Consider the following 25,670-nt stretch of genomic DNA (forward strand, 5'->3'; position numbering starts at 1 on the left):
ATGTTCTTGTTAATGAAAAAGATGTCTTTATTAACGAAAAAGATGTTCTTGTTAACGAAAAAGATGTCTTTGTTGATGAAAACCCAGCTAAGTCTAAATTTTTTAAGTTTGTTGCGAAATTTTAGAACAAAAGCGGTGTGTTAAGAAGTAGATAGGATACACCTAGTCAAGATAGGATATGATACTTGAAACTGCGGCGATCGCTGTTGGTACTATAATAGCCACCAAAGCCTTAGAAAAAACAACTGAAAAGGTAACAGAAACTTTAGTGGATAAGATTGGCAAGTTTCTTGTCACCCTTAAAAGACAGTCTCCCCAGACTGTACTGGCTATAGAGAAAGCACCAGAGCAACCACTCGATTATGGTAAAGCTGTACTAGAGGTGCAATCAGCTGCTAAAGCTAATCCTGAAGTGGCTCAAGCTATGCAGGAATTGGCCGCAGCAGCTAAAGCAGAACCAAATCCTAAATTGGCTGAAATTCTGGCTATGCCTAACCTGGAAAAATTAGCAGATAAAATTGGTCAAGTAGTTATGCCAGGTGGAACAGGAAATATTGAAAATATGTCTTTTTAAATTATTAACAAAAGTTATCGTGTTACTTAACCCCTAGCCGCTTCCCTACAAGAGAAGGGGAGCAAGATTCAAAGCCTCTCTCCGAAACGGAGCTACCGTGTGTGTATACACAAGTCGAATTACTCCCCTTAATCCCCCCGATGCATTGGGGGGAAACCGGAAAATTTAGTTCCCTCCCTTTGCAAGGGGAGAGTTAGGGTGGAGTAAAACCAATATTTATCGTGGAAAGCGGAAAATCTAGTTCCCTCCCCAATGCATCGGGGAGGGTTAGGGTGGGGTAAAACCGATATTTATCAACGACTTCAGACTTGTGTATACACGGTAGTCGAAAAAGAGAGAGGTCTTTCAGTTGTTGTGAACAGCAAAATTTAACTATGTATGCCTGAAGACTCTGGGAAGTTTGCCGAAAAAATTGGCGCTTTCGCCGCCCCTGGTTCTCAAGTTAATATTGGCACTCAAATTATTGAGGGGCAAAAACAGCTAACTCCCACAAAATCTATTCCTTATCGCGGTTCCCTCCATTTTGTCGGCGAGAAACAGAACTGACAATGTTGCATGAAGACTTGCAGCACGGAAATTATGTAGCAATAGCCGGAATGGGTGGCGTGGGCAAAACTGAATAAGCTACCCAATACGCCAGACGATATCAAGAAGATTATGGCGGAATTGCCTGGTTTAACGATAGGGAAACCAATCTCGCCGCCCAAGTTTTAGAGTTTTTCCGGTTGCGATTCGGTTTGGAGATTCCCCAAGAATTAGGAGGAAGATTTTTAAGCCTTAAAGAACAAGTCGCTTGGTGTTGGTCTAAATATCCTAACTCTGAGTTGCCAATTTTAATCGTCTTCGATGACGTAACTAATTTAGATAACCTCCGCCAAGTCGTTCCCGATGATAACCGCTTCCAAGTTTTAATTACTACTCGACTGCGGCATTTAGACCCGAATTTTATTCAAGAGATTCCCTTAGATATTCTCTCGCCTCAAAAAGAACCAGGCAAAGCATTAGAATTGTTAAAACTATTGTTGGGGAAAAAAGATAAGCGAGTTGAAAATCAACTACAAACTGCAACAAATATATGTGAATGTCTGGAATATTTGCCCTTGGGAATAGAGTTAGTTGGAGGTTATTTAGTACGCGACCTGGAAATATCCTTAGATATGATGTTTGGGCGATTGCAAGAACGTAAATTAGCAGAAGCAGCTTTACAAGACCGAGAAACTCTCAACTCCACTCAACTGGGAGTCAAAGCCGCTTTTGACTTAAATTGGTCAGAACTCGACCCACTAGCGCAACAACTAGGAAAATTTTTGAGTTTATTTTCTCCTGTACAAATTCTTTGGGATTTAGTTATTTGGGTGGCGACAGGTGGAGGAAAAGCAGAAAATCAAGAACAAAGACAGCTAACTTGGTCTGAAGATGAATTAAACGCAGCTAAAAATCAACTTTACGGGCGCAACTTGTTGCAATTGATAGAAGAAAGAGAAGGATATTATAAAATTCATGCCTTAGTGCGGTGGTTTTTGCAAGAGGAGTTAGGAAACTCTGGCGAAACCAAATCAGTTTTAGAAACAACTTTCGTCACTGCCATGATAGCTCTTGCTCAAATACTTTCCGATTCACCAACTTCTGAGCAAATTGAAAGCATCAGAGATATGGTTTCCCATCTTGAAGACCTGGGAAAACATTTAATTGCAGAGATAAAAGAAGCAAAAGAGAAACAAATAATTTCTTCAGCATCAGTCCCTAACGATAAAGTAATCTGGATATTTGTGGGGATAGGAAGATTTTACGAGGGACAAGGATTATATAATTTAGCAGAACCTTGGCGTAAAGAATGTTTAAATGTCTGCCAAGAATTGTTCGCAACCGACCATCCCAATGTGGCTACTAGCTTGAACAATTTAGCAGCACTCTACGAAAGCCAAGGGCGGTACAACGAAGCCGAACCCCTCTACAGCCAAGCCTTAACAATGAGAAAGTGCTTGTTTGATAGTGACCATCCCGATGTTGCACAAAGCTTAAACAATTTAGCGAAACTCTACAATAGCCAAGGGCGATACAGCAAAGCCGAACCCCTCTTCAACGATGCCCTGGAAATGACAAAGCGCCTGTTTGTTGGCGACCATCCTAATGTGGCTACTAGTTTAAACAATTTAGCAGGACTCTACAATAGCCAAGGGCGGTACAGCGAAGCCGAACCCTTCTTCAGCGATGCCCTGGCAATGAGAAAGCGCCTGTTTGTTGGCGACCATCCTAATGTAGCTACTAGTTTAAACAATTTAGCAGGACTCTACAATAACCAAGGGCGGTACAGCGAAGCCGAACCCCTCTTCAGCGATGCCCTGGCAATGACAAAGCGCTTGTTTAATAGCGATCATCCAGATGTGGCTGGTAGCTTGAACAATTTAGCAGGACTTTACCATAGCCAAGGGCGATACAGCGAAGCTGAACTCCTTTGCAGCAATGCCCTGGCGATGAGAAAGCGCTTGTTTGATGTTGACCATCCGGATGTGGCTGGTAGCTTGAACAATTTAGCTTTACTCTACCATAGCCAAGGGCGGTACAATGAAGCCAAATCCCTCTACACCAATGCTTTGGCAATGAGAAAGCGCCTGTTTGATGGTGACCATCCGGATGTAGCTTCTAGCCTGAACAATTTAGCAGCGTTCTACGAAAGTCAAGGGCAGTACAACGAAGCTGAACCACTCTTCAGCGATGCCCTGGAAATGACAAAGCGCCTGTTTGTTGGCGACCATCCTAATGTGGCTACTAGTTTAAATAATTTAGCTTTTCTCTACAAAAGCCAAGGGCGGTACAACGAAGCTGAACCACTCTTCAGCGATGCTCTGGCAATGACAAAGCGCCTGTTAAATGGCGATCATCTCAATGTGGCTACTGGTTTGAACAATCTAGCAGTAATCTACGAAAACCAAGGGCGGTATAACGAAGCCGAACCCCTCTACAGCCAAGCCTTGGCAATGACAAAACGCCTGTTTGATAGAGACCATCCCAATGTAGCTACTAGCTTGAACAATTTAGCTTTACTCTACCATAGCCAAGGGCGATACAGCGAAGCCAAACCCTTCTACGCCCAAGCCCTGGCAATGTGTGATCGCATTTTAGGCGTTAATCATCCCACTACAGCGACAATTCGAGAAAATCTAGCAATCTTGCAACGCCAGTCTACTCCCCGTACTATCCGGAAAGGTCGGTTAGGTCAGTTTGTGCAAACGTTAAAGGCGATATTAATTTTACCGTTTTCTCTGCTGTGGCGATTTATTAAAAAATTAATTCGTAATTAAAAGAGCGAGTCCAGGCGATATTTGCAATCTAGTAGTTGTGAGCGATCGCTATTCTCTCATCAACCAAGGTGTGATCGTTATTTCTAAGCTTTAATTACCAGATAGTCTCAACAGAATACTGTGCAATTTTCTGGCCTATGGTTACAATTGGCAAATTCTCTACTTGACTTTGGGCAATCAGAATCCGGTCAAACGGATCTCGGTGAATGTTTGGCAAAGTCGCAATCTGTAGAGTGTGTGTCATTTGAATATCTAGACTCTCAAAGCGGTTCACTGCTAGTCGGTTTGGAATATATTCTTTTACAGATTCAGGTAAAGTTAGTTTACCCAATTTAGTCTTTGTCTGATTACCTTGGTGGAGCAATTGCTTTTCTCTCATCAACATAAATGCGTAAGCGTGACTGTCGTAGTCGATCGCCTTTTACAATTGGAGTGTTAATTGTATTTACGTCTATGAACTTTCCTCCCCAACTCCAACAAAAGATTGAAAAATGGGCGAACAGTCAGGGAATTTCGACTGAGCAGTTTGTTTTGCAAGCTATTGCAGAAAAAATTGACACACTGAGTCAGCAAGTCACTGAAGAACATACTCAACAAAACTCTGAAATAACCAATATACTGCCCCTTAACCAAGCAAACATTTACCGAAAAGAAGGGATTTTAGTTGTAGAGGCAGAATTACCAGAAACCTTTGATATTAATGTTTTTATAGATGAGTTGAGAGAAGAACGCATTCAGGATCAAACAACTTAATGAAAGTCTTGTTTGATACTTCTGTCTTAGTTCCTGCATTCATTGTCAATCACCCACAACATTCTGTTTGCTTCTCCAAGATTAAAGCTGCAAAATCTAGGCAAACTCAAGGGTTTATCTCAACTCACAGTTTAGCTGAAACATATTCTGTCATCACACGCTTACCCATTCAACCGCGTATTAGTCCCCAACAAGCTGAGATGATTATTGTAGATATGTCTCAGTATTTAGAGGGAGTTCCACTGCTTTTCAATGATTATCAAGCTGCAATCGCTCAAATGGCAGCCTTAAATCTTCCAGGTGGCGGTATTTTTGATGCTTTAATTGCTCAAGCTGCTTTAAAAGCAGAAGTAGATGCTCTGTTGACCCTCAATCCAAATCACTTTACTCGTTTGGAAAATGCCATCGCTCACATTGTGCAAGTCCCTGAGTAGATACGTAGATGCTTCTTTGGCTTGTCGTTAAACTCAGGCGATCGCTTAATTTACCTGAGAATATCCCTGATTTCATCCTGGCATATTTCAAGGAACTTAACTGCGATCGCGTGAAAACTGAACCAGATAACCCTACTGTCTAACTTGTACAAATCTAAGCAATAAGATAACAATATAAGTATCTTTAGATAGAGCCGGAATCATTGACGTTCTAAGTAGATACGCAATAAAATTATTGTTGTAGAGCCTAACGATGGCGTTAATCAAAATAATTTGCCCAGAGAATAAACACAAGCAATATTAAAGATAATTTGGATAAAACAGATGAACACCAAAATTATTGCTTTCTTGGGGATTACGGCAGCCTTTGCAAGCTTAGGAAGCCAAGTATACGCACAATCACCAACATCAAGTTCAAATCTACAACAACACAGATCAACTGGTAATTCTCTCGTTGGAATTGATCAAAGAACAGCTCAAGAAGACTTTAAAAGCTTTTTTGAGCAAACTAATCCAGCAAGCCTTTCCAACAATAATAGAAGAGACAATAAAACTCCAGTCAAAATCAACTTTAACGAATCATTATCACAGCCAGACACCTCTGTTTTATTAGCACCAGCTCAGTCTGGGAGTGACAATGATGGATTGCAAGTACAGTTAGATATAGGAAGAGAATAATTTGGAGCAGGGAACAGGGAGAGGAAAAATCGCTTTAATTCCAAAAATTAGATAATTGATTTTTTGAAGTCCCCTAAAGTTCCAGGCTAACAGCTAAAGTCATACTGAAGTAGACTAATATCAATTTCATGTGAAGCTGCACAAAATGATTAACCCTCTCTTCTTGGCGCTCTTGGCGTTCTTGGCGGTTCGTTTTTAATTCTATGCATCTTCATAAAGAATTGGTATAAAGAGTTTTAACTATATTTAGTCATCTTCAGATGACTTTAGCTATTAGCAAGGAATTTCAATGCCTTGCAGGACACAACTTTTACGTTAAAGTCCCCTACTATTCATCTGTTGCAAAATTTTTGTCAATAGTATCAGACCAAATATTCCTGCTTGAATCAAAATAGTTTTGTTAGGAAATATTATTAATACAGCAGCAATTTTAGCTGCTCGTAATACGTCCTCCACAAGCATAAAGTTTCTTATCTAACTAAATCAGCCTTCCTGAGTTGCTAAATGTGCAATCATTTTGCAGTAAAATTAATCGTCTAGATAAGAGGAGGGCTTTTAGATGACTCGTGTCATCATTGTGCGCCACGGTCAAAGCGGTTATAACACCGAGCGGCGTATTCAGGGACGCACTGATGCGTCAACATTAACCGAGAAAGGTGGTAACGATGCCAGTATTGTTGGCAAAGCCCTCAGCAATATTTTATTTAATGCAATTTACAGCAGTCCCCTGCAACGAGCCAAACACACAGCAGATATTATCCATAGTGAGTTAGCTACTCATCCTGAACAGTCTGCTGTAATCCAAGTTTCTGATTTGCTGCTAGAAATTGACTTACCTTTATGGGAAGGACTGCTAACTGCTGAAGTTAAGCAGAAATTTGCCGAAGACTACCGCACTTGGCATCAACGCCCCAACGAACTGCGAATGCTGCTAAATGATGCACAAGGGACAAGAGAACATTTTCCTGTTCTTGCTTTATACGAACAAGCGCGGCACTTTTGGCAAGAAACTTTGTCTCAACATCAAGGCGAAACTATTCTCATAGTGGGACATAACGGCATTAATCGCGCCCTAATTAGCACAGCTTTAGGAATCCCTGCAAGTCGCTACCATTCAATACAGCAATCTAACTGTGGCATCAGCGTACTAAATTTTGCTGGAGGATTGGGGGAACCAGTTCAGCTAGAATCCTTAAATCAGACGCAACACACTGGGGAAAGTCTACCCTCATTGCGACCGGATCATCAAGGAATACGGTTATTATTAGTGCGTCACGGTGAAACTGACTGGAATCGCCAAACCAGGTTTCAAGGGCAAATTGATGTCCCCCTCAACGACAACGGTAGACAACAGTCGCAAAAAGCAAGCGAATTTCTCCAAGACGTAGCGATTGATTATGCTGTCAGTAGCCCAATGCTGCGCCCTAAAGAGACAGCAGAGATCATCCTAAAACAACATCCTAATGTAAAGTTAGATTTGCAAGATGGTTTAAGAGAAATCAGCCACGGACTCTGGGAAGGAAAATTTGAAACCGAAATAGAACAAGAATTTCCCGGAGAGTTGCAGCGCTGGCGGTTAGTGCCAGCCCAAGTGCAAATGCCTGAGGGAGAAAATTTGCAAGAGGTGTGGGAACGTAGCGTTGCAGCTTGGCAATCAATTGTAGAAACTGCATCAACTAATCAATTTAAAACTGTATTAGTAGTAGCTCATGATGCAACTAATAAAACCTTACTTTGTCACGTTCTAGGTTTATCGCTAGAAAATTTTTGGAATTTCCGTCAGGGTAATGGTGCAGTTAGCGTTATCGACTATCCTTGTGGAATCGATAGTATACCAGTATTGCAAGCGATGAACATCACCGCTCACTTCGGTGGAGGCGTACTAGATAAAACAGCAGCAGGGGCGTTGTGATAAAGAGACAAAGAGACGCGATTAATCGCGTCTGCACAAGAGAGACACGATTGATTAATCGTGTCTGAGGAATAAAGTTAGAAGTAAGGAATTAGAAGTGAGGAATTAAGGTTAGAAGCAATGACTGAGGAACAAATAACTCATAATTCCTAACCCCTAACTTATAACTAAAAACTTTTATGACTGAACTACTGCAAAAAGTACGAGTAATTGACCCAGTTTCTAAAATCGATGAACTTTTTGATGTGCTGATTGCTGATGGTTATATTCAAGAAGTGGCTTCGCACATTACTGACATCAGCCCCGATGCTTCAATCAGAGATTGTCGGGGATTAGTTATCGGGCCGGGGTTAGTAGATTTATACAGCCATTCCGGTGAACCAGGGTTTGAAGAACGAGAAACCCTGTTGTCTCTCTTACAATCTGCTACTGCTGGCGGCTTTACTAGAATTAGCATTTTACCCAATACATCCCCAGCTATTGATAACCCTGCACTTGTGGCACAGTTGCAGAAGAAGAGAGGGGAGACAAGGGGACAAGGGGACAAGGGGACAGGGGGACAAGGGGATAATTTTTCTCCCTTGTCTTCTCCTCTCCCCCTACTTCATATCTGGGGTGCTATCACCCTAGATGTTGCTGGGAAGCAAATGACGGAATTGGCAGATTTAGCATCTGCTGGAGTTGTTGGTTTTAGCGATGGTGAGCCTTTGGAGAATTTGGCGCTGGTGCGGCGAGTGTTAGAGTATGTCCAGCCGTTGGGTAAACCAGTAGCATTTTGGCCTAGCGATCGCCAGTTATCAGCAAATGGTGTAATGAGAGAAGGGGTAGATGCTCTGCGTTTCGGTTTACCCCCAATACCCGCCAGCGCCGAAACTAGTGCGATCGCAGCTTTATTAGAATTGGTTGCAGCTATCGGTACACCAGTCCATATCATGCGCGTTTCTACATCTCGCAGCGTGGAACTCATCGCTTCAGCTAAGGCTGCTGGTTTACCCATCACCGCTAGCACCACCTGGATGCATCTTTTACTTGATACAAAAGCGATTAAGAGTTATAACACTAGCTTGCATTTAGACCCGCCGTTAGGAAATTCTAGTGATGTCGCGGCGTTACGTGCAGGGGTGCGTGCAGGTGTGATAGATGCGATCGCTATTGATCACACACCCTACAGCTACGAAGAAAAAGTCCAAGCCTTTGCTGAAGCACCCCCAGGAGCAATTGGTTTAGAGTTAGCCTTACCTTTACTGTGGCAATATCTTGTTGAAACCGAGGAATTTACAGCTTTAGAATTATGGCGAGCATTGAGTACTAGTCCAGCAGAGTGTTTGGGGCAAAAAGTCAGTGCGATTCTACCTCATCAACCAGCAGAACTTACTTTATTTGATCCCCAGCAAATTTGGAAAGTCGAACGAAAAAGTCTTTATACACTTTCACAAAATACACCTTGGCTAGGACAACAAATCAAGGGTCATGTTGTGCAAACCTGGTGTTGAAAAATGGAAAATATAGCAAGCGACTGGGGACTAGGTGAAAAGTTTTTTTGTGTCTAAGTTTTATCATCTGTTGATGTCCTAACCACCAAGGCTTTTGCTACACTCTGACAGCTATGACATTTTCAGTAGACCGAAAAGTTTGGCGATCGCTATTGATTACGCACCTACACCTCAGTCGAACTCCAATTCATGCCCCATTCTGACGGCTGATACCTTTCTTCTTTTTTGTTAAACTTCTCTACCGCCTGTATGTGAAGAAGTTAACGTTAGTAGATAGCCGTCGGGCCCAGTCAAAAAAAATGAGCTGTGGATTCTGCCTGTTTCAATCTCAGAAACAGTCAGCCCCCACTTCTTAAAAGTATCTCTTGTGGCAAAAACATCGTCTACCATCAGATCAAAAGGCGCATTAATTCCAGGCGCGATCGTCTCTGAACTTGTTCTCAAAACTAAATGCGTTCCTCCCCGTAACTCTAAAACAGCTAATTGTTCTGATTGAGCGATCGGGCGCAGCCCTATTCTAACGAAAAAATCCCTAGCCTCTGGTACATTACTTACATATAATCTCACATGCCCAATCGCCACCGGGGGACGCATATCTTTTTCTTGTGCAATAGTCTCTGGTAGTGACATAGGTTTAATCCAAAAATCTTTAGTTACCGTTTAACTCTGTTGGCTTCAGCAGGTTTGCCATCTCCCAAATCAGCTTGGTCAAATTCAGCAGTTTTGGGCAAATTTATCTCAACGTTTGATAAAGTATCAAGTTCTACTTTAACATTTTGAAATTGTCCATCTAAAATATGTCCTCCAGTTTTCCGATTTTCAGTTATGAAATGAAAGTGATAGCCATTAACATTTACTCCTTGCATATATTTGGGTGTCCGAAAACCTACTAAAGTACCATTGACATTCCTTAACTCAAAAATTGATGATTGTTCTTTAACCACCTCTGTTAAAAGACGATAGGGTGGGGTTTGTTTGGGAATACTTCTAAATTTTAGATAAGGAAAATCACCATGAAGACGAATAGCATAAGGATAATTTTTAGTTGGTAAACGCTGATCTAATAATTGCTGCAATTGTTGATAATTAATCTGCCCTTCTAGATTAATTAATATTTGTGGTTTAAAAAAAGTGACTGTAGCAAAAGGGCTTGTCATCGAATCAGGAATCACAGAGGCAACTCCATCAGCTTTTATTTGGTAAAATTTGCCATCTAATCCAATCATTTCTCCATCAAGATAATTTACTGTCCCCAAACCAAAATTACCGTATTTTTTCAACTGCTTAAAATTAGTATTTCCCTCATAAAGACCTATTGACAAAGCAGTAAATGTAGATGTTTGAAACAGAGTCTTTGATGAGGTATATTGCTGAGTGTTCCCTGGAAGAATGATACCTAATAATGCAGTTATGGTTAAAATAGCGATCCATAAATAACGCTTGATTTTCATAAGATACAATTATTGTTTTTAAATACTCCCCTAGTACGTAGTAATATCCCTAGATGCCTGCAAGGCGGCTTATCATAAAGTAGGAGATAGACAGCGACTAGCTTACAACGTAGCAATAAATGCAAGCATGGATGAAACAAATCTTTTTGCTGGGTGCTTGATTCTTTTGTCTATCTTGTGATACTTTTCTTTCTACGTCCTAAAAATACTATAAACCCATCAAATTACCGTAGTTTATTAAATATCATTAACCTAGTTGTAGAGATTTGGGTTAAGAAGGACTAGCTAAATCTATCGATTTTATTCTTGTAGGCAGTACATCGTGAACCACCGCTCTAGAAATTCATCTCTAAGCCAGGGCATTCTCTATGAGTAAAATCCGTGCTGTGATTGTTGATCCGAATGTGGTTGGACGTTTGGCACTGAGTGAAGTGACTGCACCGAAGCCTGCCCCAGATGAGGCACTAGTCAGAGTGGCGGCGATTTCCCTCAATCGGGGAGAGGTGAAACGTTCAACTTCTGCTGAGGCTGGTTGGCAGCCTGGTTGGGACTTGGCAGGTGTAGTGGAAACCTCTGCTGCTGATGGGTCGGGCCCTCCCCAAGGGACGCGTGTCGTTGGCTTGCGCCGCGCTGGCGCTTGGGCAGAACTTGTGTCTGTTCCCACCAACGCCTTAGCAGAAGTGCCGCCATCGGTATCTTTTGCTCAAGCTGCCACACTGCCTGTAGCAGGTTTAACCGCGTATCATGCTCTGCTAAAAGGTGGTTCGTTGTTAGGTCGCCCAGTTTTGGTTACAGGTGCATCAGGAGGTGTCGGTTACTTTGCGATCCAATTAGCGCGGCTGTCAGGGGCGCACGTTGTCGCATACATTCGTCAAGGTAGTTATGAAACTCTAGTTAGAGAGGCAGGCGCACAATCGGTGGTGATTGGCGAAGACCTCTCACCCGCCAGCGAGTATGGCCCTTATCATCTAATTGTAGAGTCAGTAGGTGGCAAGACTTTGGGGGTAGCCCTTGGCTTATTGGCACAGGATGGAAAAACTGTGCTGTATGGAGTATCTGGGGGAGCAGAAGTGACATTCAACGCTGCCCAATTTTTCGGGACTGGTGGCGTGAGTCTGTATGGTTTACGTCTGTTTGATGAATTGAGATTTGAATCAGCATCAGTTGGTCTAAAACGGCTTTTAAGTTTAGTAGAAGCAGGTCAGTTGCGTCCTCACATTGATTTAGAAGCTTCTTGGACACAAATAGCTGATGTAGCCCAACAATTACTCGACAGGCGTTTTCCTGGCAAAGCTGTATTGCATATTTCAAAATAATTCGTAATTCGTAGTTCGTAATTAATTCTCTTTCATGTACTCATTTATGGAGAAACACTAATGTTCTTCTTTGTTGCAATCAAGCAGATTTATATGTGGGGTGATAATTACGAATTACGAATTAACAATTACGAATTATGCTGACTTCTGGTTCAAACTAGATCAGCTTGTAGCCGCTAGCAATCTCAAGATAGAACGCCCAAAAGGGACATCACATCCACGTTATCCATCCTTAGTTTATCCACTTGACTATGGATATTTGCAAGACACTCGCTCTGGAGATGGAAATGATATTGATGTTTGGATAGGTAGTTTGTCTAGTCAAACAGTAACTGCCGTCATTTGTGGTGTTGATCTGGAAAAGCGAGATACAGAAATCAAGATACTTCTGGGTTGTACATCTGAAGAGAGTCGAGTCATCTTGGATATCCACAATACAGGCTCTCAATCGGCAATATTATTGCTTCGCAAGTAAATTACATTTTTGAGCGTAAGATTGTATGAGTTTAGAACTAAAATTATCAGGTAAAACAGCGATCGTCACAGGAGGAAGTGCAGGAATTGGTTTAGCCACTGCCAAAGCACTTTATAGTGAAGGTGTGAATGTTGCGATCGCAGCCCGCAATCAAGAACGCTTAGATCAGGCTGTAGCAGACATCCAGTCCTTACCCACGCCAGGCGCTAAAGTTATTGCCATCAGCGCCGATTTAACTAAAGCAGAGGATGTTGAGAAAGTTGTCTCTACAACATTAGCCCAATTTAATCAGATTGATATTTTGATTAACAATGCAGGTTCAGCCCGTGCTGGATCTTTCCTGGAATCCACTGATGATTTATTTTTGGATGCTTGGAACTTAAAATTATTGGGCTATATTCGCTTAGTTAGAGCTGTCGTCCCACATCAAAAAAGTCGCGGTGATGGGCGGATTGTCAATATAGTCGGTGGTGCAGGACGCACACCTCGCCCTAACTTTTTAGCTGGTGGTACAAGCAATGCTGCTTTGCTGAATTTCACAAAGGGCATTTCTAAAGAGTTAGCCGAGTACAAGATTCGCATTAATGCCATATCGCCCGGTGCTACAGCTACTGAGCGTGCCGAGACTTTAGCGCGGCAGAACGCCCAAGCGCAAGGGATCACCGTCGAGCAAGTAAAGGCGCAAAACATCCAAAGTATTCCTTTAAAAAGAATTGCCCAGCCAGAAGAAATTGCCGCGCTGGCCCTATTTTTGGTATCCGATCTTGCTGCATCGATTACAGGAACAGAGATTATCGTTGATGGCGGCTCTACTCCTGGTGTTTAAAGAGCGATTTTTACCAATGTCAGAGTTAAGAATGTCAGAGTTAAGACAATGGTGAAAATTAGAAAGGCAGAAATAGCAGTTGCACGAGATCCCAACAGCGACCTACTAAATTACAACCCTACAGGTAAAGTACCAACCCTAGCGACTGATGACGGATTTATTTTGAGTGAAACACGTATAATTTGCGTTTATCTAAATCACTTAAATCCTAAAATCAAACTAATTGCTGACATTTCTAATGGCTTTTTACAGGAACTTGAAGGTATAACTGGTGGGTTTATAGATGGTATTGCTGTCTGGGTACGGCAGTTAAGGCGTCCTTTCAACGAGCAGTCTCCTGGGGTAATCGAGTTTGAGCGTGAGCGAGCATTAAGAATTTTGGACTACTTCGAGAAGATATCAGATAAACTCGACCAAACTCCCAAACTTGCTCATATAACTCTCGCCTCTGCACTTGGACTAGAAATCCGCCTTCCCGATCTGCAATGGCGGCAGAAATATCCAAAACTTGCCCATTGGTACGATGAATTCTCTAAACGGCCTTCCATCCAAGCAACAAGACTAGAGTCCTAATAACTAACATTTTCTTATTCCAAACAAGAGAACGAAAAAAGCATAAGTACGCCCTCGCAAATACAAATATGAGTACAAAAAAACAACTTAAACTCGGAGCATTTTTACCCGGTAGTGGACATCACGTTGCAGCATGGCGACATCCCAACACCCCGGCTGATGGAGGTCTGAACTTCCTACATTATAAGCATCTGGCACAAACGGCTGAACGGGGTAAATTTGATATGCTTTTCCTCGCTGATGGTTTGGCTGTCTGGGATAGAGGACAAGGGGCTGAGGCTTTTAGCCGTTCGGGACAATTCAGCGTCCATTTTGAACCTTTAACTTTATTGTTGGCTCTGTCTGCGGTGACAGAAAATATCGGGTTGGTGGCGACATCATCAACGACTTATGATGAGCCGTTTCATCTCGCCCGCAAGTTTGCATCACTGGATTATCTAAGCGGTGGTCGTGCCGGATGGAATCTTGTAACCTCTGCTGCTGAAGCCGCAGCGCAGAATTTCAGCCAAGAAAAGCACCTAGAACACTCACTGCGCTATGAACGGGCGAGGGAATTTGTGGATGTTGTTACTAAACTTTGGGACAGTTGGGAAGACGATGCTTTTCTCCACGATAAGGAGTCAGGTATTTACTTTGATGCAGAAAAGTTGCATGTTCCCCACCACAAGGGTAAATATTTCTCGGTGCGTGGCCCGCTCAATGTGGCGCGTCCACCACAGGGATATCCAGTAATCGTACAAGCTGGATCTTCCGAGGCTGGACAGGATTTAGCTGCCCAAACAGCAGAGGCGATTTTCACTGCACAACAGACATTGGCAGAAGCTCAAGCTTTCTACAGCAGCGTCAAGGGGAGATTGTCTAAATACGGACGTTCCCCTGACCATCTCAAAATTATGCCAGGGGTATTCCCGGTAATTGGTAAAACTGAGCAGGAAGCTAAGGATAAATATGAGCAACTTCAGGAGTTGATTCATCCCTTGGTTGGATTAGGGCTGCTTTCTGGGCTAGTGGGTGGCCATGATTTGTCCAAATATCCCCTAGATGGGCCTCTGCCGGATCTGCCAGATACCAACGGCGGCAAAAGCCGCTTGCAGCTGATCACCGATCTTGCCCGCAGAGAGAATTTAACAATCCGACAACTGTATTTGTGGATTGCAGGAGCGCGGGGACATCGAACGATTCTCGGAACACCAGAACACATTGCCGATCAGTTAGAAGATTGGTTCGTCAATGGTGGGGCTGATGGATTTAACATTATGCCGCCCTGGCTACCTGGAGGTTTAGAGGAATTCGTGGACTTGGTAATTCCCGAACTGCAACGCCGAGGAATATTTCGTACTGAATATGAAGGTAGTACTTTACGCGAAAATCTTGGTTTGCCCCGTCCCGTGAACCAGTTCATTACAAAGACTGCTCCTGAACCTGTGAGCGTTGGTTCCTTTGCATAGTCTTGGTTGAACAACTGGCAGCGTTTTTGAAGCGACGGCTTTGATTTCCTCAAACTTCATCTGGTTTGTTATTCCAGTGATTTTAACAATACAATCGAGTCGTCTCTAAGGAAACTTTTTATCGTGCTGGGCATCCTGACGGTTCTTCTATCCTCCTTTGTTTTGACGTTTCACAACGTTACTGTCCGAGTTTTGTTTTCAGAACATCTCGTACTAGGTTTATTTTTACTCGGTGGATACGTTAAACCGGATTTGCAGAATTCCTTCTTGCTGATGTTCATGCGAATGCTGCTGGTAGTTCCACTTATGGCATCTCTGTCATTTAAGCTGTATCCATCTGCTTGGACAGAATTTCAAGACTTGTTCACCCGCAAGCGCAGAGATGTTCTAATCCAAGCTCTTGGCTGTGGAGCGCTGATGTTTGTATATATTGCCTCACTCTACATTGCTATTGGCTTGATTCCCACAGGCATTGCCTTGACCCTCTTCTTTACTTATCCCGTATTTACAGCACTGCTATCTTGGAGGTTTTTTGGCGATCGCCCCACATTGTTCCGTTGGCTGGTAATGGCTATTATTTTGGTGGGAAGCGCTCTCACTATTCCCCAATCTTCTGCCACCTACAGCAGTCATACTATTGCGATCGGCATTTTCGCTAGTTTTGGCGCTGGGATTGTTTACGCCTTTTATTGCATCATTGCTCAAAAATGTTTAGAAAAATTTCATCCAATTCCCTTTACCTGGATCAGTTTTGCCTGCACTCTACTGCTCTCTGGTATTAGCTTAGTATTCTGGCCAGGTCAAAGCGCTCAACTTGACTGGACACCTTTATGGATTGGTAGCATATTTTCGGGTCTTGTCAGCTTTCTCGGACACACTTTAAACAATGTGGGGATTCAGATGGTTGGCGCATCTACCGCTTCCATAATCGGCTCTAGCAGTCCAGCATTGACGGCGTTAGTGGCATGGATAACCATTAACGAAACTTTAAACGTGATTCAGAGTATAGGGATTGGTGTTGTTACATTGGGGATCGCGTTACTTAGTGCAGAAGGCTTTGTGAAATCGCTCAAAATTAGGGGTTGAATTGGGAATTAAGATATGCTTTTCTCCGTTATCCTTTTCGATCTCGACGGGACTTTGACAGATCCTAAACCTGGCATCACTGGTTGCATTCAGTATGCACTCTCTGAACTCGGTTACAAACCGCCTGATGCCGATGAATTACATTGGTGTATTGGCCCACCACTGAAAGATAGCTTTTCGCAATTACTCAATACCTTGGATAGCAAAGTAATTGAACAAGCTATTTTACTTTATCGTCGTCGCTTTGCCACAATTGGATTATTTGAAAACTCCCTTTATCCTCAAATTTCAGAAGTCCTAAAAGCCATTCATTTTGGTGATTATAAAACTTTTGTTGCTACTTCTAAGCCATATATTTATGCTACGCAAATCATTGAACATTTTAGATTAATACCATTTCTTTGTGAGGCTGCACCAAACCCTCTTAAATTCTTTCTTTCTTTGTGTCCTACCCTGCGGGAAGCCACTTCGTGTCTATGCGTCCTTTGTGGTTCGTTTTTCTTCCTTGTACTTAAAGCGCATCTTCATACAGAACTGGTATAACGCTCCCATGACATTATTGGAGCCAAGCACAATTACATCGCTTCAATTGGTGTTACCTATGGTTATGGAACTGAGGAGGAATTAAAAGCTCATGGTGCTGATTTGATTGCCCATTCTCCAAGTGATATTCCCAAATTAATAATTCCTAAATAATGCCACCATCTTTAACACTTTTCCATAGCTTGCTATTGTTTAGTACCGCTTTCATTGCAGGCGGCTTAAATGCTGTAGCGGGTGGTGGAAGTTTTATCACCTTTCCAACTCTTATTTTTACGGGTGTACCCCCGATCGCAGCTAACGCCACCAACAATACTGCAATTTGGGTGGCTTCCCTAGCCAGTGCTGGAGCATATCGTCAAGATTTGGGCATTGAGCGGCGAGATTTTTTACTTTTATGTGGCGTCAGTTTATTTGGTGGCATGATTGGCTCCATCGCTTTGTTGTATACATCGCCAGATGTCTTTAAAAAGCTGATTCCCTATCTGTTACTGCTAGCAACCCTGGTATTTACCTTTGGCGAACCGTTCAAAAAGTGGTTGCAGCGTCAAAACCAGAATACATCACCGGAATCTGTACCCTTGTTTAATTTGGTACTGGCTCAACTTGCGATCGCAATCTATGGCGGTTTCTTTGGCGCAGGTTTAGGGATTTTAATGCTGGCAACTCTGACATTTTTAGGTATAAAAAGTATTCACAAAATGAATGCTTTCAAGACATTTTTAGGGAGTTGTATCAATGGTATTGCTATTATTCCATTTATTTTTGCAGGTGTAATTGCTTGGCATCAAGCTATTTTGATGGCTGTCGGTGGCTCTCTTGGTGGTTACTTAAGTGCCCATTATGCTCGTCAACTTGAACCGCACTTAATTCGGAAATTCGTGATGATTGTTGCCTTCAGCATGACTGCCTACTTTTTTATTCACGGTTAATAACTGGGAACTACTCAGGAGTGATATATGGAAGCATCAAAAAAATCACAAGTCATGCTCCGTGCTTTTAGTTCCAGAAATTTTCGCCTGTACTACATAGGTCAGGCAATTTCTTTGATTGGTACGTCCATGACTCAAGTGGCTACAAGTTGGCTGGTGTATCGCCTCACTGATTCTGCTTGGTTACTAGGTTTAGTGGGTTTTGTTAGCCAAATTCCCACACTTCTATTGATTCCTCTGGGTGGAATCATTGCCGATCGCACGAACCGCCACCGCATTCTGCTTGTTGCCCAGATTCTGGGGATGCTTCAGTCTTTGGCTCTGACTTGGCTGGCCTTGAGCGGTACTATTAACGTCTGGCAGATTGGATTTCTTGGTGTACTGCAAGGGATAATCAACGCCTTCGATATTCCCACCCGGCAGGCATTTTTACCAGAAACGGTCAGTAAGGAAAATCTCGGCAATGCGACCGCCTTGTACTCCTCCCTTGTCAGCGTTTCACTTATGGTTGGGCCTGCGATCGCAGGCTTGTTAATTGCGGCCATTGGTTCAGGCGCTTGTTTCCTAATTGATACTATCAGTTACATTGCCGTAATTATTGCCCTCCTAGCAATGCACCTTGCCCCCAAAAAAGTCGTTATTTCCACACGGAAACCCTTAGAAGAATTGAAAACTAGTTTTAACTACGCTTTCGGGTTTTTGCCAATTCGCTCAGTTTTGATTGGTTCGGCTTTAGTCTGCTGCGTGTGGGGATTTTATTTAGCTTTGGGGCCGATTTTTGCCAAGGAGATTTTGCAAGGTGGCCCTAACACCTTCGGCTTCTTGATGACAGCTTCCAGTTTGGGAACCTTAGCAGGTGGTATTTATTTAACTAAGCATAGCAATGTACTGGAATCGGGTAAAGTTCTAGCATTGGGTATAGGTTTTATGGGAATAAGCTTAATTATCTTTGCCCTATCCCGTGTATTCTGGCTTTCGCTGCTCTCATTATTAGCAGCTGGTTTCAGCTTTATTTTGCAGATAATTGCCGGACGCACTTTGCTTCAGTTGTTGGTGAGCGATGAAAATCGCGGGCAAATTACAGGTCTTTACGTTATGGCATCTACAGGCGCATTTGCTATCGGCAACTTAATAGCTGGCGCACTAGCAAGCAAAATTGGTAGTAGCAATACTGTCATCCTTGGTGCAAGTATTTGTATTGCAGGCTCAATTTTCTTTATGCAGCAAATCTCCACCTTCCGCGATCTGGTTCGTCTGAATTTACGTACTGAAGGAGCTTAAAAGAAAAATAGCTCTGACGATTTAAAAGAGTGCATAATCAGCCATAACATCAAAAATTGGTAACAACAATGACTACTATAAATGACCCTGCTGTTGTAGCTGAAGTAACCGATTTGTACCTCAAATACGAAGAAGCCCTTTCTAATAACAATTTGGAGGTGATGGATAGCTTGTTTTGGGATGCGGTTGAAGTCGTGCGCTTTGGAATCACAGAAAACCTCTATGGTAGCGATGAAATTCGTAACTTTCGTCAGAATCGACCCAACCCGAAAATAGAGCGAGAAATCTCGAATCTCAAGGTTGTCACCTTTGGGAAAGATGCAGCAACAGTGACATTAGAATTTCGCCGGATTATCAATGGTGTAGAGCGTTTCGGGCGACAAAGCCAGACTTGGTACAGGTTTATCGAAGGCTGGAAGGTAGTTTCAGCCCATGTTTCATTATTGCCAGTGTGAATTTTAAAAATTAATTTTGAATTTTGAATTTTGAATTTTGAATTCGGAGCGAAGCGACGTGACTAGCATTACCGAAATTGCCCCAGATATCTATCGCATCTCAACCTATGACCCAAAAATAGATATGCAATTCATCCAGTTTTTAGTGAAGGATGAAGAACCATTATTATTTCATACGGGTCTAAAGGGGATGTTTTCACTAGTACATGATGCAGTGGCAAAGATTATTGATCCATCACAAATTCGCTGGATTAGCTTTAGCCATTTTGAAGCTGATGAATGTGGATCGCTAAATGAATGGCTGTCCATTGCGCCAAATGCTCAGACAGTTTGTAGCCCTATAGCAGCCTTTGTGAGTGTAGATGATTTTGCAATTCGCCCATCCAAAATTATGCAACACGCTGAAGTTTTAAATACTGGTAAATATAGTTTTCAGTTTCACCATACACCACAAGTTCCTCACGGTTGGGATGCAGGATTATTCTTGGAAACTAATCATAAAACCTTATTTTGCTCAGACCTTTTCCACCAGTTTGGAGATGTGGAAGCAATAACTGAGTCTGATGTGATTGAACGGTTCCGTCAAACAATCGTCAATTATGAAGCCAGTCCTTTTCCCAATTACATACCATATACAACACATAGCGATCGCATTCTCCAAGAATTAGCAGCTCTCAAGCCGCGTACACTGGCGACAATGCATGGTTCAACGTTTGTGGGAGATGGTGAACGTGCATTGCAGGATTTAGCAGTTGTGTTGCGAGAAGTTTTGGTGAAGAAGTAGATATGACCACTTATCCTATTGCCTCAAGTCCATCATTAGTGCAGCAGGCCGAATCTCTAGCTGCACAACTTGAGTTTACCCAATCCTCACTCCCAGAAGTTGGTCGCCTATTGCACGTCCTCACCAGCCACATCACACAGGGTCAAATTGGCAAGATTGGTAGCGGGTGTGGAGTTGGTGCAGCGTGGATTGTGAGTGCATTACAGCCAAATAGTACATTCATTACTATTGAAAGCGATCGCGATTGTGCCAAAGTTGTGCAACAGCTATTTGCTGATAAGTCTAATGTCCGCGCACTTCAAGGCGACTGGCGCGACTTGCTCACCTACGCTCCCTTTGATTTGTTATTTGCCGATGGCGGAAAGGCAAAACTTACAGAACCTCAGACATTAATCACAGCACTCAAACCTGGAGGCTTCATCTTACTAGACGATCTCACACCCGAAGAATACTGGCCTCCAGAATGGTACGGACGCACAGATCCAATTAGGGAATTTTGGCTCAAAGATCCTCAGATTGTTGCCACAGAAATTCGCGTGACGGCAAAAAATTCAGTAATTCTAGCAACATGCATTCAATGAAATAATTACTGTAAAAAGCAGACAAATAGAGGTTTAAATATGAAAAATTCATTTGATTGGATTGTATTAAAATCTAGACATTTAGTAAAAGATAAATGGATTTCAGTCAGGTCTGATACTTGCCAAATGCCTAATGGAACAATAGTTGACCCCTATTATGTTCTGGAATATCCAACATGGGTAAATGTTGTAGCTTTAACCAAAAATCAGGAAGTTATTTTAGTAAAGCAATATCGCCACGGTCTCAAAAAAACAATTTTAGAGTTGCCCAGTGGTGCTGTAGAGATTGAAGATATTTTACCAGTGGAAGCTGCAAAACGCGAATTATTGGAAGAGACTGGTTACACTAGCAATCATTTTATTGAAACTGGTATATTATCACCAAATCCAGCTACTCATACCAATTTAACCCATTGTTTTTTAGCAAAAGATGTGGAATATGTAGCTAATTTAAAGTTAGACATAACCGAACAAATTGATGTAGTTTTATTACCTTTAAAAAAGCTCATTGGAGGTATTGATGAAGGTATACTGCTGCAAACATTACATATTAGTTCATTATTTTTGGCTCTAAAAAAACTTGATAAAGTGCAATTTTCTTAGTCATCAGGCTAGAGTTGCTTTTGTCAATAACTTCACTAAAGGATAAGAGACAAATGACTGCAACCATTTCATTTGATCGCGTTTCTGATATCTACGATGCAACACGAGGATTACCGCCTGAGATTTCCGAGCAAATCACAGATTTTATCCTGAATCTAGTTTCAGCAACAGCAGAAACAAAATTCTATGAAACAGGTATCGGCACTGGTAGAAGTCTCATAGCAATTTTCAGGTATTTAGACCACAATCAGGCGGGAACTAGTCTAGTTTAATTACTTGAAAAGCCCTATAAGCACTGAAGTCCTTACTATGTACCAGACAAAGATAAACTGGACAATGGCTAAACGAGGATTCACTAATGATATTGGAAACTCAACGCCTATTCCTGCGGGAAATGACGCTTTCTGACCTCGACGCGCTACTGCTTGTCCTCGGCGATGCAGAGTCGATGCGCTACTACCCAAAGCCCTTTGACCGCGAGATGGTGGAACAATGGATTGACCGACATCGCCGCAACTACGAACAGCATGGCGTGGGCTTATGGGCAATGGTTCTTAAAGCAACGGGCGAGGTAATTGGCGACTGCGGACTGGTTTGGCAAGAAGTCGAGGGACTTCGAGAACTCGAAATTGGTTATCATGTCCGCCGCGACCAACAAATGCAGGGTTACGCCACCGAAGCCGCGTATGCTTGCCAAGACTACGCCTTTAACGTGCTGGGTTGCGCTCGCGTCATTTCCTTGATTCGCCCAGAAAACATCCCCTCTCGGCGCGTAGCCCAAAAGAACGGACTCAAGGTTGTTCAGAAAACACTCTGGCGCGACATACCGCACTATATTTATGCTGTGGATCGCTGAAATTTGAACTTTTTGCAAGATGTACCTAAAGCGATCGCAGCGACAACAGCCTGATAAGCTAATCGTCATTCATTTTTCCAGAATGATTCGCTTGTAGTCAGGGCTTCAGCCCTGCTTTTATGCAATTTAAATGCCGATTAGCTTACTATTTAAGAATTAGTTCCACAGGAATAGGAGAAGTGATTTCTCTACAAAAACTAAATATTTCCAGCTTGCGAAGGGCAATTAAGCGAGTGTTGACGAAAAATTCTTACAAAAAAAATGCCCGCAGAATTCAGCAGTCAATTGAACTTTCAGGCGGCGTGAAACAGGCAGCAAATATAATTGAGCAGGTTACTGAACAAAAATCGTTGGATTTAGTCATTAGTCATTAGTCACTGGTACTAATAGCTAATGACTAGATTTTCTCACGGCTTTTTATGAAAACGATAGCGGAGCGTTAACGAGTCTATGAGTGTCGCGATCGCAAGAGCATGTCAAATGTTTTCGTAGCCGTGGGATGATACCAATTCACAATTCGCAATTCGCAATTCGCAATTCGCAATGACGCTCGCAGGCTCGCTACCGCTACGCTAACGCAATTAAAAAAATTAGATACAGCAATGCTTTCAAGGTTTGCATCTATATCATATTTTTCGTGAAATGGTATGAGTTGAAGGTTTCAAAGTTAAGGGACTTCCAGAAAATAAATTATCCAATTTACTCAAATAATATATATTTTCTTTCTCTTCCTGCTCTCCTGCCTACACAGCGATTGATTACTTTTTTATTGTAAGCTTCCTGCACTCTTTTGCTCCTGTGTTCGCCTCACTTTAATAGTTTTTTGCCTGTTCATCCAAAAAACACCATAACCATTGTTCTCCTAACTCAGCCGAGCTAATTACTGAATGTCCAGTTTCCTCATAATGCTGCCGGGCATGTTGATGAGGAGAAGAATCACAGCACAACATCTTGCCGCAACTTTGACAAATACGGAGATGCACCCAGCGACTGTTTATCAAGATACACTCTTCACAACGAAATACTGGGTAGTTTGCTTTAGAAATCAGAGTCTCCGCAGTCAGACTATCTAAATGTTCGCAGCTCATAGGGTTTGAATTACACGTTAATTAGAGTATAGATTTAGTGCAGGGAAACACAGCTAACTTTATCAGTTAAGAATTTTAAGAATTAAAGTTTATATCTAAATAGTACGCTTGATTAGGGCAAATTCATTATTTATAGGACTTACGCAAAAACCCTCTAAAACTCTGATTCCTCCGTGACCTCTGTGCCGCGCCAGATGCTACCCTGCGGGAACGCTAAGAGCGTAGCTTGCTTCCCCGTAGGGGTACAAGTCGGCACCGCCCAACGCACTGGCTTCTCTGTGGTAGTCTACGGCAAGCCACTGACGCTCCTTTGTCGCTACCGCTTCGTTAATGCGTCTACGTTTTCCGTTACCCGTGTGTAAGTCCTAATTTGTAAAGGTTTCAGGTACAGATATAGTAAATGTTCAGTGGGATTAAGATTATGTTTTCTTAATATTGTGACAACATTAGCAACATGAAGCCATCGTAGAGAACTGGCATAATTTTAACTGCGATCGCAGGAGCTATCATTACCGCTATCTTGATTTTCTACATTAAGCTGTGGAAGTAGTCGAATTTGGAAAAACATTGAGACTACTACCACTATTTTTCCAGCATTCAGTCTAAGTATCCATAGGTTCAGCTGATTTCATCCGTTCTTCACCGACCTCAGCCCTTGCCTCTGCGATAATATCGTCCCAAGTTTCGCTCAATTCGGCTAAAGCTTTTTTATTTCTGTCATAAAAAGCGATTCCACTTTTGACAAGCGCTTTAGCTATTGGCCTACCAGCACCACCGATTACTGGCAAGAATACTGGTAAAAGAATTATCCCTACAATACCTGTGACTCCTAATCCTTCCACTAAATCTCCAAGGTCGGGTAAAAGTTTCACTGACATAGTTTTTTCCTCTTTCGTCTTCTTAATCTCATCATAATGTAAGTGGAAATTAGTAGCCTGCTGAAGTACACAAGTTATCAGGTAGGCGCAGTTCGTTAATATAATCCTTCTGGTGGGGAAATATCAGATCCGACAGTCACACCAGTGTTAGTAGATTTAATCCCTGGTTTAACAGTAGGGGATTGTTGTTTTAACGATTGTAAAACAGAAGAAGAGTTATCTTGCTCAATTGATATATTAGTATTTGCTTGTTGTTGGGATATCAAAGCTAATCCTCCCATTGCACCAGCAAGAAGAGCTGTATAACCTACATATAAATGCGTCGGACAAATTTCCAATCCCATTCCTTTTTTAGATTGATCCAAAAAGGGCTGAGTTACTGGTGTAGCTGCTAGGAATGGCAAAGAGGCAGCTAAAGCAATACCATTAAGTCCTAAAGCATCTCCATAACGTCGGATAAATCCACGGATAAAAATGTCATCTGATGATTCTTTCCAGTTGCCGTTTTCTAATGCCTCTATCAGCTCTGTTCGGATATGAGTGGAAAGCTGGATGTGATCCAAAGAAAGCCCTTTGGACTGACGGGTTTTTTGGAGTTGTTGCCCGATTTGACGTAGGCACACTATGCGTTGTTGGGCTGCAAGTTCGGCTTTTTGAGCAAGTTTTGCTTGAGAAACTCTCTGATGATTCAGCAATTGTAGTGGTTTTTTCCACAGCGAATTTTCTGCTGTATTTTTAGAGGGTTCCTCCTGAAGAGTGCAATGCTCTTGCTGTATCTCTGGTGAAGAATTGACTGTTTCTGTGGCTTGCTTGGTATCTGTAGGTGTTTCAACTTTTTGAGATTGTTGGGCAAATTGTCGAAATGCTAACCCAATCGCTTCTCTACCTACGGCTTTTAATAAATCTTGAGCCTGGTCTGTTTCTGAACCTATTAACTTCTGCATAATCGCTAAAGCACGTCGATAAACTCCGCTACGATGCAGTTGTACTTCTATTTCTCCTAAAAGCGATCGCAACTCATCTTGAGAAATCTCAATATTCGGATTGTCCAGAATTTGCAAATAGTATACAGGAGTAGTAACCATTGTGAAAGCCTTTTATATTAACTCAAGAAAAGAAAGTTACAATCATATCTTCACTATTTTCCTAACTTCACCTTTTGTTTCCGGATATTATTGTATAATTTAAATTTTTTAATCACTCCTAAACACTGAAATACGGCAGTAATAACCGCAACAATAATTGCAAAAATGATACTAATATATTTTTGAGGAATAACCTTGCGTACCAAGGGTAAGTTCTAGAAGTACTGCAAAGTCGTCTACTATAGTCAATTGCAACAATCTACTAG

32 protein-coding genes are annotated in these 25,670 nt (G+C 42.2%); 26 read left to right on the top strand and 6 right to left on the bottom strand.

Going from position 1 to position 25,670, the window contains the following annotated elements; genetic code table 11:
- Positions 1-178 precede the first annotated feature (178 nt).
- From RMY00_RS19605 to RMY00_RS19615, 3 genes are all read left to right on the top strand, one after another.
- Positions 179-574, top strand: a complete 396-nt coding sequence (locus RMY00_RS19605) for a hypothetical protein (RefSeq protein WP_322649134.1) — start codon at positions 179-181, stop codon at positions 572-574.
- 378 nt (positions 575-952) lie between these two features.
- The gene (locus RMY00_RS19610; RefSeq protein WP_322649135.1) at positions 953-1,120 is read left to right on the top strand and encodes a hypothetical protein; all 168 of its coding nucleotides are present in this window, start codon (positions 953-955) and stop codon (positions 1,118-1,120) included.
- A 179-nt stretch (positions 1,121-1,299) separates the two neighbouring features.
- Complete coding sequence (locus tag RMY00_RS19615) at positions 1,300-3,876, top strand: tetratricopeptide repeat protein (protein ID WP_322649136.1); 2,577 nt, start codon at positions 1,300-1,302, stop codon at positions 3,874-3,876.
- Between the two features lie 94 nt (positions 3,877-3,970).
- Here the strand turns inward: RMY00_RS19615 and RMY00_RS19620 are convergent, their stop codons facing one another.
- A complete protein-coding gene (locus RMY00_RS19620) occupies positions 3,971-4,261 on the bottom strand; it encodes a type II toxin-antitoxin system VapC family toxin (protein ID WP_322649137.1) in 291 nt (96 codons plus the stop codon).
- A 2-nt stretch (positions 4,262-4,263) separates the two neighbouring features.
- Between RMY00_RS19620 and RMY00_RS19625 the strand changes: the two genes are divergently transcribed.
- The 6 genes from RMY00_RS19625 (at position 4,264) to RMY00_RS19650 (ending at position 9,146) form a co-directional block, all read left to right on the top strand.
- Positions 4,264-4,629, top strand: coding sequence for a hypothetical protein (locus RMY00_RS19625; protein ID WP_322649138.1), 366 nt, complete (start codon positions 4,264-4,266; stop codon positions 4,627-4,629).
- Positions 4,629-5,063, top strand: coding sequence for a type II toxin-antitoxin system VapC family toxin (locus tag RMY00_RS19630; protein ID WP_322649139.1), 435 nt, complete (start codon positions 4,629-4,631; stop codon positions 5,061-5,063). The genes RMY00_RS19625 and RMY00_RS19630 overlap by 1 nt, the downstream gene beginning before the upstream one ends.
- An 8-nt stretch (positions 5,064-5,071) precedes the next feature.
- A complete protein-coding gene (locus RMY00_RS19635; RefSeq protein WP_322649140.1) occupies positions 5,072-5,206 on the top strand; it encodes a hypothetical protein in 135 nt (44 codons plus the stop codon).
- Positions 5,207-5,387: 181 nt separating this feature from the next.
- Positions 5,388-5,741 carry a hypothetical protein gene (locus tag RMY00_RS19640; RefSeq protein ID WP_322649141.1) on the top strand — a complete coding sequence of 118 codons (354 nt, stop codon included), beginning with the start codon at positions 5,388-5,390 and terminating at the stop codon, positions 5,739-5,741.
- A gap of 559 nt (positions 5,742-6,300) precedes the next feature.
- Entirely contained in the window at positions 6,301-7,653 is a 1,353-nt protein-coding gene (locus RMY00_RS19645; RefSeq protein WP_322649142.1) for a histidine phosphatase family protein, read from the top strand.
- A gap of 179 nt (positions 7,654-7,832) precedes the next feature.
- Positions 7,833-9,146: a dihydroorotase gene (locus RMY00_RS19650; RefSeq protein WP_322649143.1), complete on the top strand. Its 1,314-nt coding sequence runs from the start codon at positions 7,833-7,835 to the stop codon at positions 9,144-9,146.
- Positions 9,147-9,374: 228 nt separating this feature from the next.
- Here the strand turns inward: RMY00_RS19650 and RMY00_RS19655 are convergent, their stop codons facing one another.
- Both RMY00_RS19655 and budA read right to left on the bottom strand, forming a co-directional pair.
- A complete protein-coding gene (locus RMY00_RS19655) occupies positions 9,375-9,776 on the bottom strand; it encodes a VOC family protein (RefSeq protein WP_322649144.1) in 402 nt (133 codons plus the stop codon).
- A 23-nt stretch (positions 9,777-9,799) separates the two neighbouring features.
- On the bottom strand, positions 9,800-10,597 hold the full coding sequence (budA, locus tag RMY00_RS19660; protein ID WP_322649145.1) for an acetolactate decarboxylase: 798 nt from the start codon (positions 10,595-10,597) through the stop codon (positions 9,800-9,802).
- Positions 10,598-10,965: 368 nt separating this feature from the next.
- Here budA and RMY00_RS19665 point away from each other — a divergent pair, with 368 nt between their 5' ends.
- From RMY00_RS19665 to RMY00_RS19740, 16 genes are all read left to right on the top strand, one after another.
- On the top strand, positions 10,966-11,913 hold the full coding sequence (locus RMY00_RS19665) for a zinc-binding dehydrogenase (RefSeq protein ID WP_322649146.1): 948 nt from the start codon (positions 10,966-10,968) through the stop codon (positions 11,911-11,913).
- A 100-nt stretch (positions 11,914-12,013) separates the two neighbouring features.
- Positions 12,014-12,388 (top strand): hypothetical protein, encoded by a 375-nt coding sequence (locus RMY00_RS19670; RefSeq protein WP_322649147.1) that lies wholly within the window; start codon positions 12,014-12,016, stop codon positions 12,386-12,388.
- A 25-nt stretch (positions 12,389-12,413) separates the two neighbouring features.
- Positions 12,414-13,214: an SDR family oxidoreductase gene (locus RMY00_RS19675; protein WP_322649148.1), complete on the top strand. Its 801-nt coding sequence runs from the start codon at positions 12,414-12,416 to the stop codon at positions 13,212-13,214.
- A 48-nt stretch (positions 13,215-13,262) separates the two neighbouring features.
- On the top strand, positions 13,263-13,787 hold the full coding sequence (locus tag RMY00_RS19680; protein WP_322649149.1) for a glutathione S-transferase N-terminal domain-containing protein: 525 nt from the start codon (positions 13,263-13,265) through the stop codon (positions 13,785-13,787).
- A gap of 68 nt (positions 13,788-13,855) precedes the next feature.
- Positions 13,856-15,235, top strand: a complete 1,380-nt coding sequence (locus RMY00_RS19685; protein WP_322649150.1) for an LLM class flavin-dependent oxidoreductase — start codon at positions 13,856-13,858, stop codon at positions 15,233-15,235.
- A 123-nt stretch (positions 15,236-15,358) separates the two neighbouring features.
- Positions 15,359-16,321: a DMT family transporter gene (locus tag RMY00_RS19690; RefSeq protein WP_322649151.1), complete on the top strand. Its 963-nt coding sequence runs from the start codon at positions 15,359-15,361 to the stop codon at positions 16,319-16,321.
- Positions 16,322-16,336: 15 nt separating this feature from the next.
- Positions 16,337-16,864: an HAD hydrolase-like protein gene (locus RMY00_RS19695; protein WP_322649152.1), complete on the top strand. Its 528-nt coding sequence runs from the start codon at positions 16,337-16,339 to the stop codon at positions 16,862-16,864.
- A gap of 152 nt (positions 16,865-17,016) precedes the next feature.
- Entirely contained in the window at positions 17,017-17,793 is a 777-nt protein-coding gene (locus RMY00_RS19700; RefSeq protein ID WP_322649153.1) for a sulfite exporter TauE/SafE family protein, read from the top strand.
- 27 nt (positions 17,794-17,820) lie between these two features.
- Entirely contained in the window at positions 17,821-19,074 is a 1,254-nt protein-coding gene (locus RMY00_RS19705) for an MFS transporter (protein ID WP_322649154.1), read from the top strand.
- Positions 19,075-19,142: 68 nt separating this feature from the next.
- Positions 19,143-19,529, top strand: a complete 387-nt coding sequence (hpxZ, locus tag RMY00_RS19710) for an oxalurate catabolism protein HpxZ (RefSeq protein ID WP_322649155.1) — start codon at positions 19,143-19,145, stop codon at positions 19,527-19,529.
- Positions 19,530-19,587: 58 nt separating this feature from the next.
- Positions 19,588-20,313, top strand: coding sequence for a hypothetical protein (locus RMY00_RS19715; RefSeq protein WP_322649156.1), 726 nt, complete (start codon positions 19,588-19,590; stop codon positions 20,311-20,313).
- A gap of 2 nt (positions 20,314-20,315) precedes the next feature.
- Positions 20,316-20,894 (top strand): O-methyltransferase, encoded by a 579-nt coding sequence (locus tag RMY00_RS19720; protein ID WP_322649157.1) that lies wholly within the window; start codon positions 20,316-20,318, stop codon positions 20,892-20,894.
- 39 nt (positions 20,895-20,933) lie between these two features.
- Positions 20,934-21,497 carry an NUDIX hydrolase gene (locus RMY00_RS19725; RefSeq protein ID WP_322649158.1) on the top strand — a complete coding sequence of 188 codons (564 nt, stop codon included), beginning with the start codon at positions 20,934-20,936 and terminating at the stop codon, positions 21,495-21,497.
- A 53-nt stretch (positions 21,498-21,550) separates the two neighbouring features.
- The gene (locus tag RMY00_RS19730) at positions 21,551-21,769 is read left to right on the top strand and encodes a hypothetical protein (protein WP_322649159.1); all 219 of its coding nucleotides are present in this window, start codon (positions 21,551-21,553) and stop codon (positions 21,767-21,769) included.
- 86 nt (positions 21,770-21,855) lie between these two features.
- A complete protein-coding gene (locus RMY00_RS19735; protein ID WP_322649160.1) occupies positions 21,856-22,353 on the top strand; it encodes a GNAT family N-acetyltransferase in 498 nt (165 codons plus the stop codon).
- 119 nt (positions 22,354-22,472) lie between these two features.
- The gene (locus tag RMY00_RS19740) at positions 22,473-22,727 is read left to right on the top strand and encodes a hypothetical protein (protein WP_322649161.1); all 255 of its coding nucleotides are present in this window, start codon (positions 22,473-22,475) and stop codon (positions 22,725-22,727) included.
- 438 nt (positions 22,728-23,165) lie between these two features.
- Here RMY00_RS19740 and RMY00_RS19745 read toward each other — a convergent pair whose 3' ends face one another.
- A complete protein-coding gene (locus tag RMY00_RS19745; protein ID WP_322649162.1) occupies positions 23,166-23,441 on the bottom strand; it encodes a UBP-type zinc finger domain-containing protein in 276 nt (91 codons plus the stop codon).
- Between the two features lie 173 nt (positions 23,442-23,614).
- Here RMY00_RS19745 and RMY00_RS19750 point away from each other — a divergent pair, with 173 nt between their 5' ends.
- Complete coding sequence (locus RMY00_RS19750) at positions 23,615-23,803, top strand: hypothetical protein (RefSeq protein WP_322649163.1); 189 nt, start codon at positions 23,615-23,617, stop codon at positions 23,801-23,803.
- 240 nt (positions 23,804-24,043) lie between these two features.
- On the opposite strand, the gene RMY00_RS19755 is transcribed toward RMY00_RS19750, so the two are convergent.
- On the bottom strand, positions 24,044-24,319 hold the full coding sequence (locus RMY00_RS19755) for a DUF5132 domain-containing protein (protein WP_322649164.1): 276 nt from the start codon (positions 24,317-24,319) through the stop codon (positions 24,044-24,046).
- Positions 24,320-24,414: 95 nt separating this feature from the next.
- A complete protein-coding gene (locus tag RMY00_RS19760) occupies positions 24,415-25,404 on the bottom strand; it encodes a helix-turn-helix domain-containing protein (RefSeq protein ID WP_322649165.1) in 990 nt (329 codons plus the stop codon).
- Positions 25,405-25,670 lie beyond the last annotated feature (266 nt).

It is taken from the genome of Nostoc sp. ChiVER01 (genome assembly GCF_034531155.1).
GTDB lineage: Bacteria > Cyanobacteriota > Cyanobacteriia > Cyanobacteriales > Nostocaceae > Nostoc.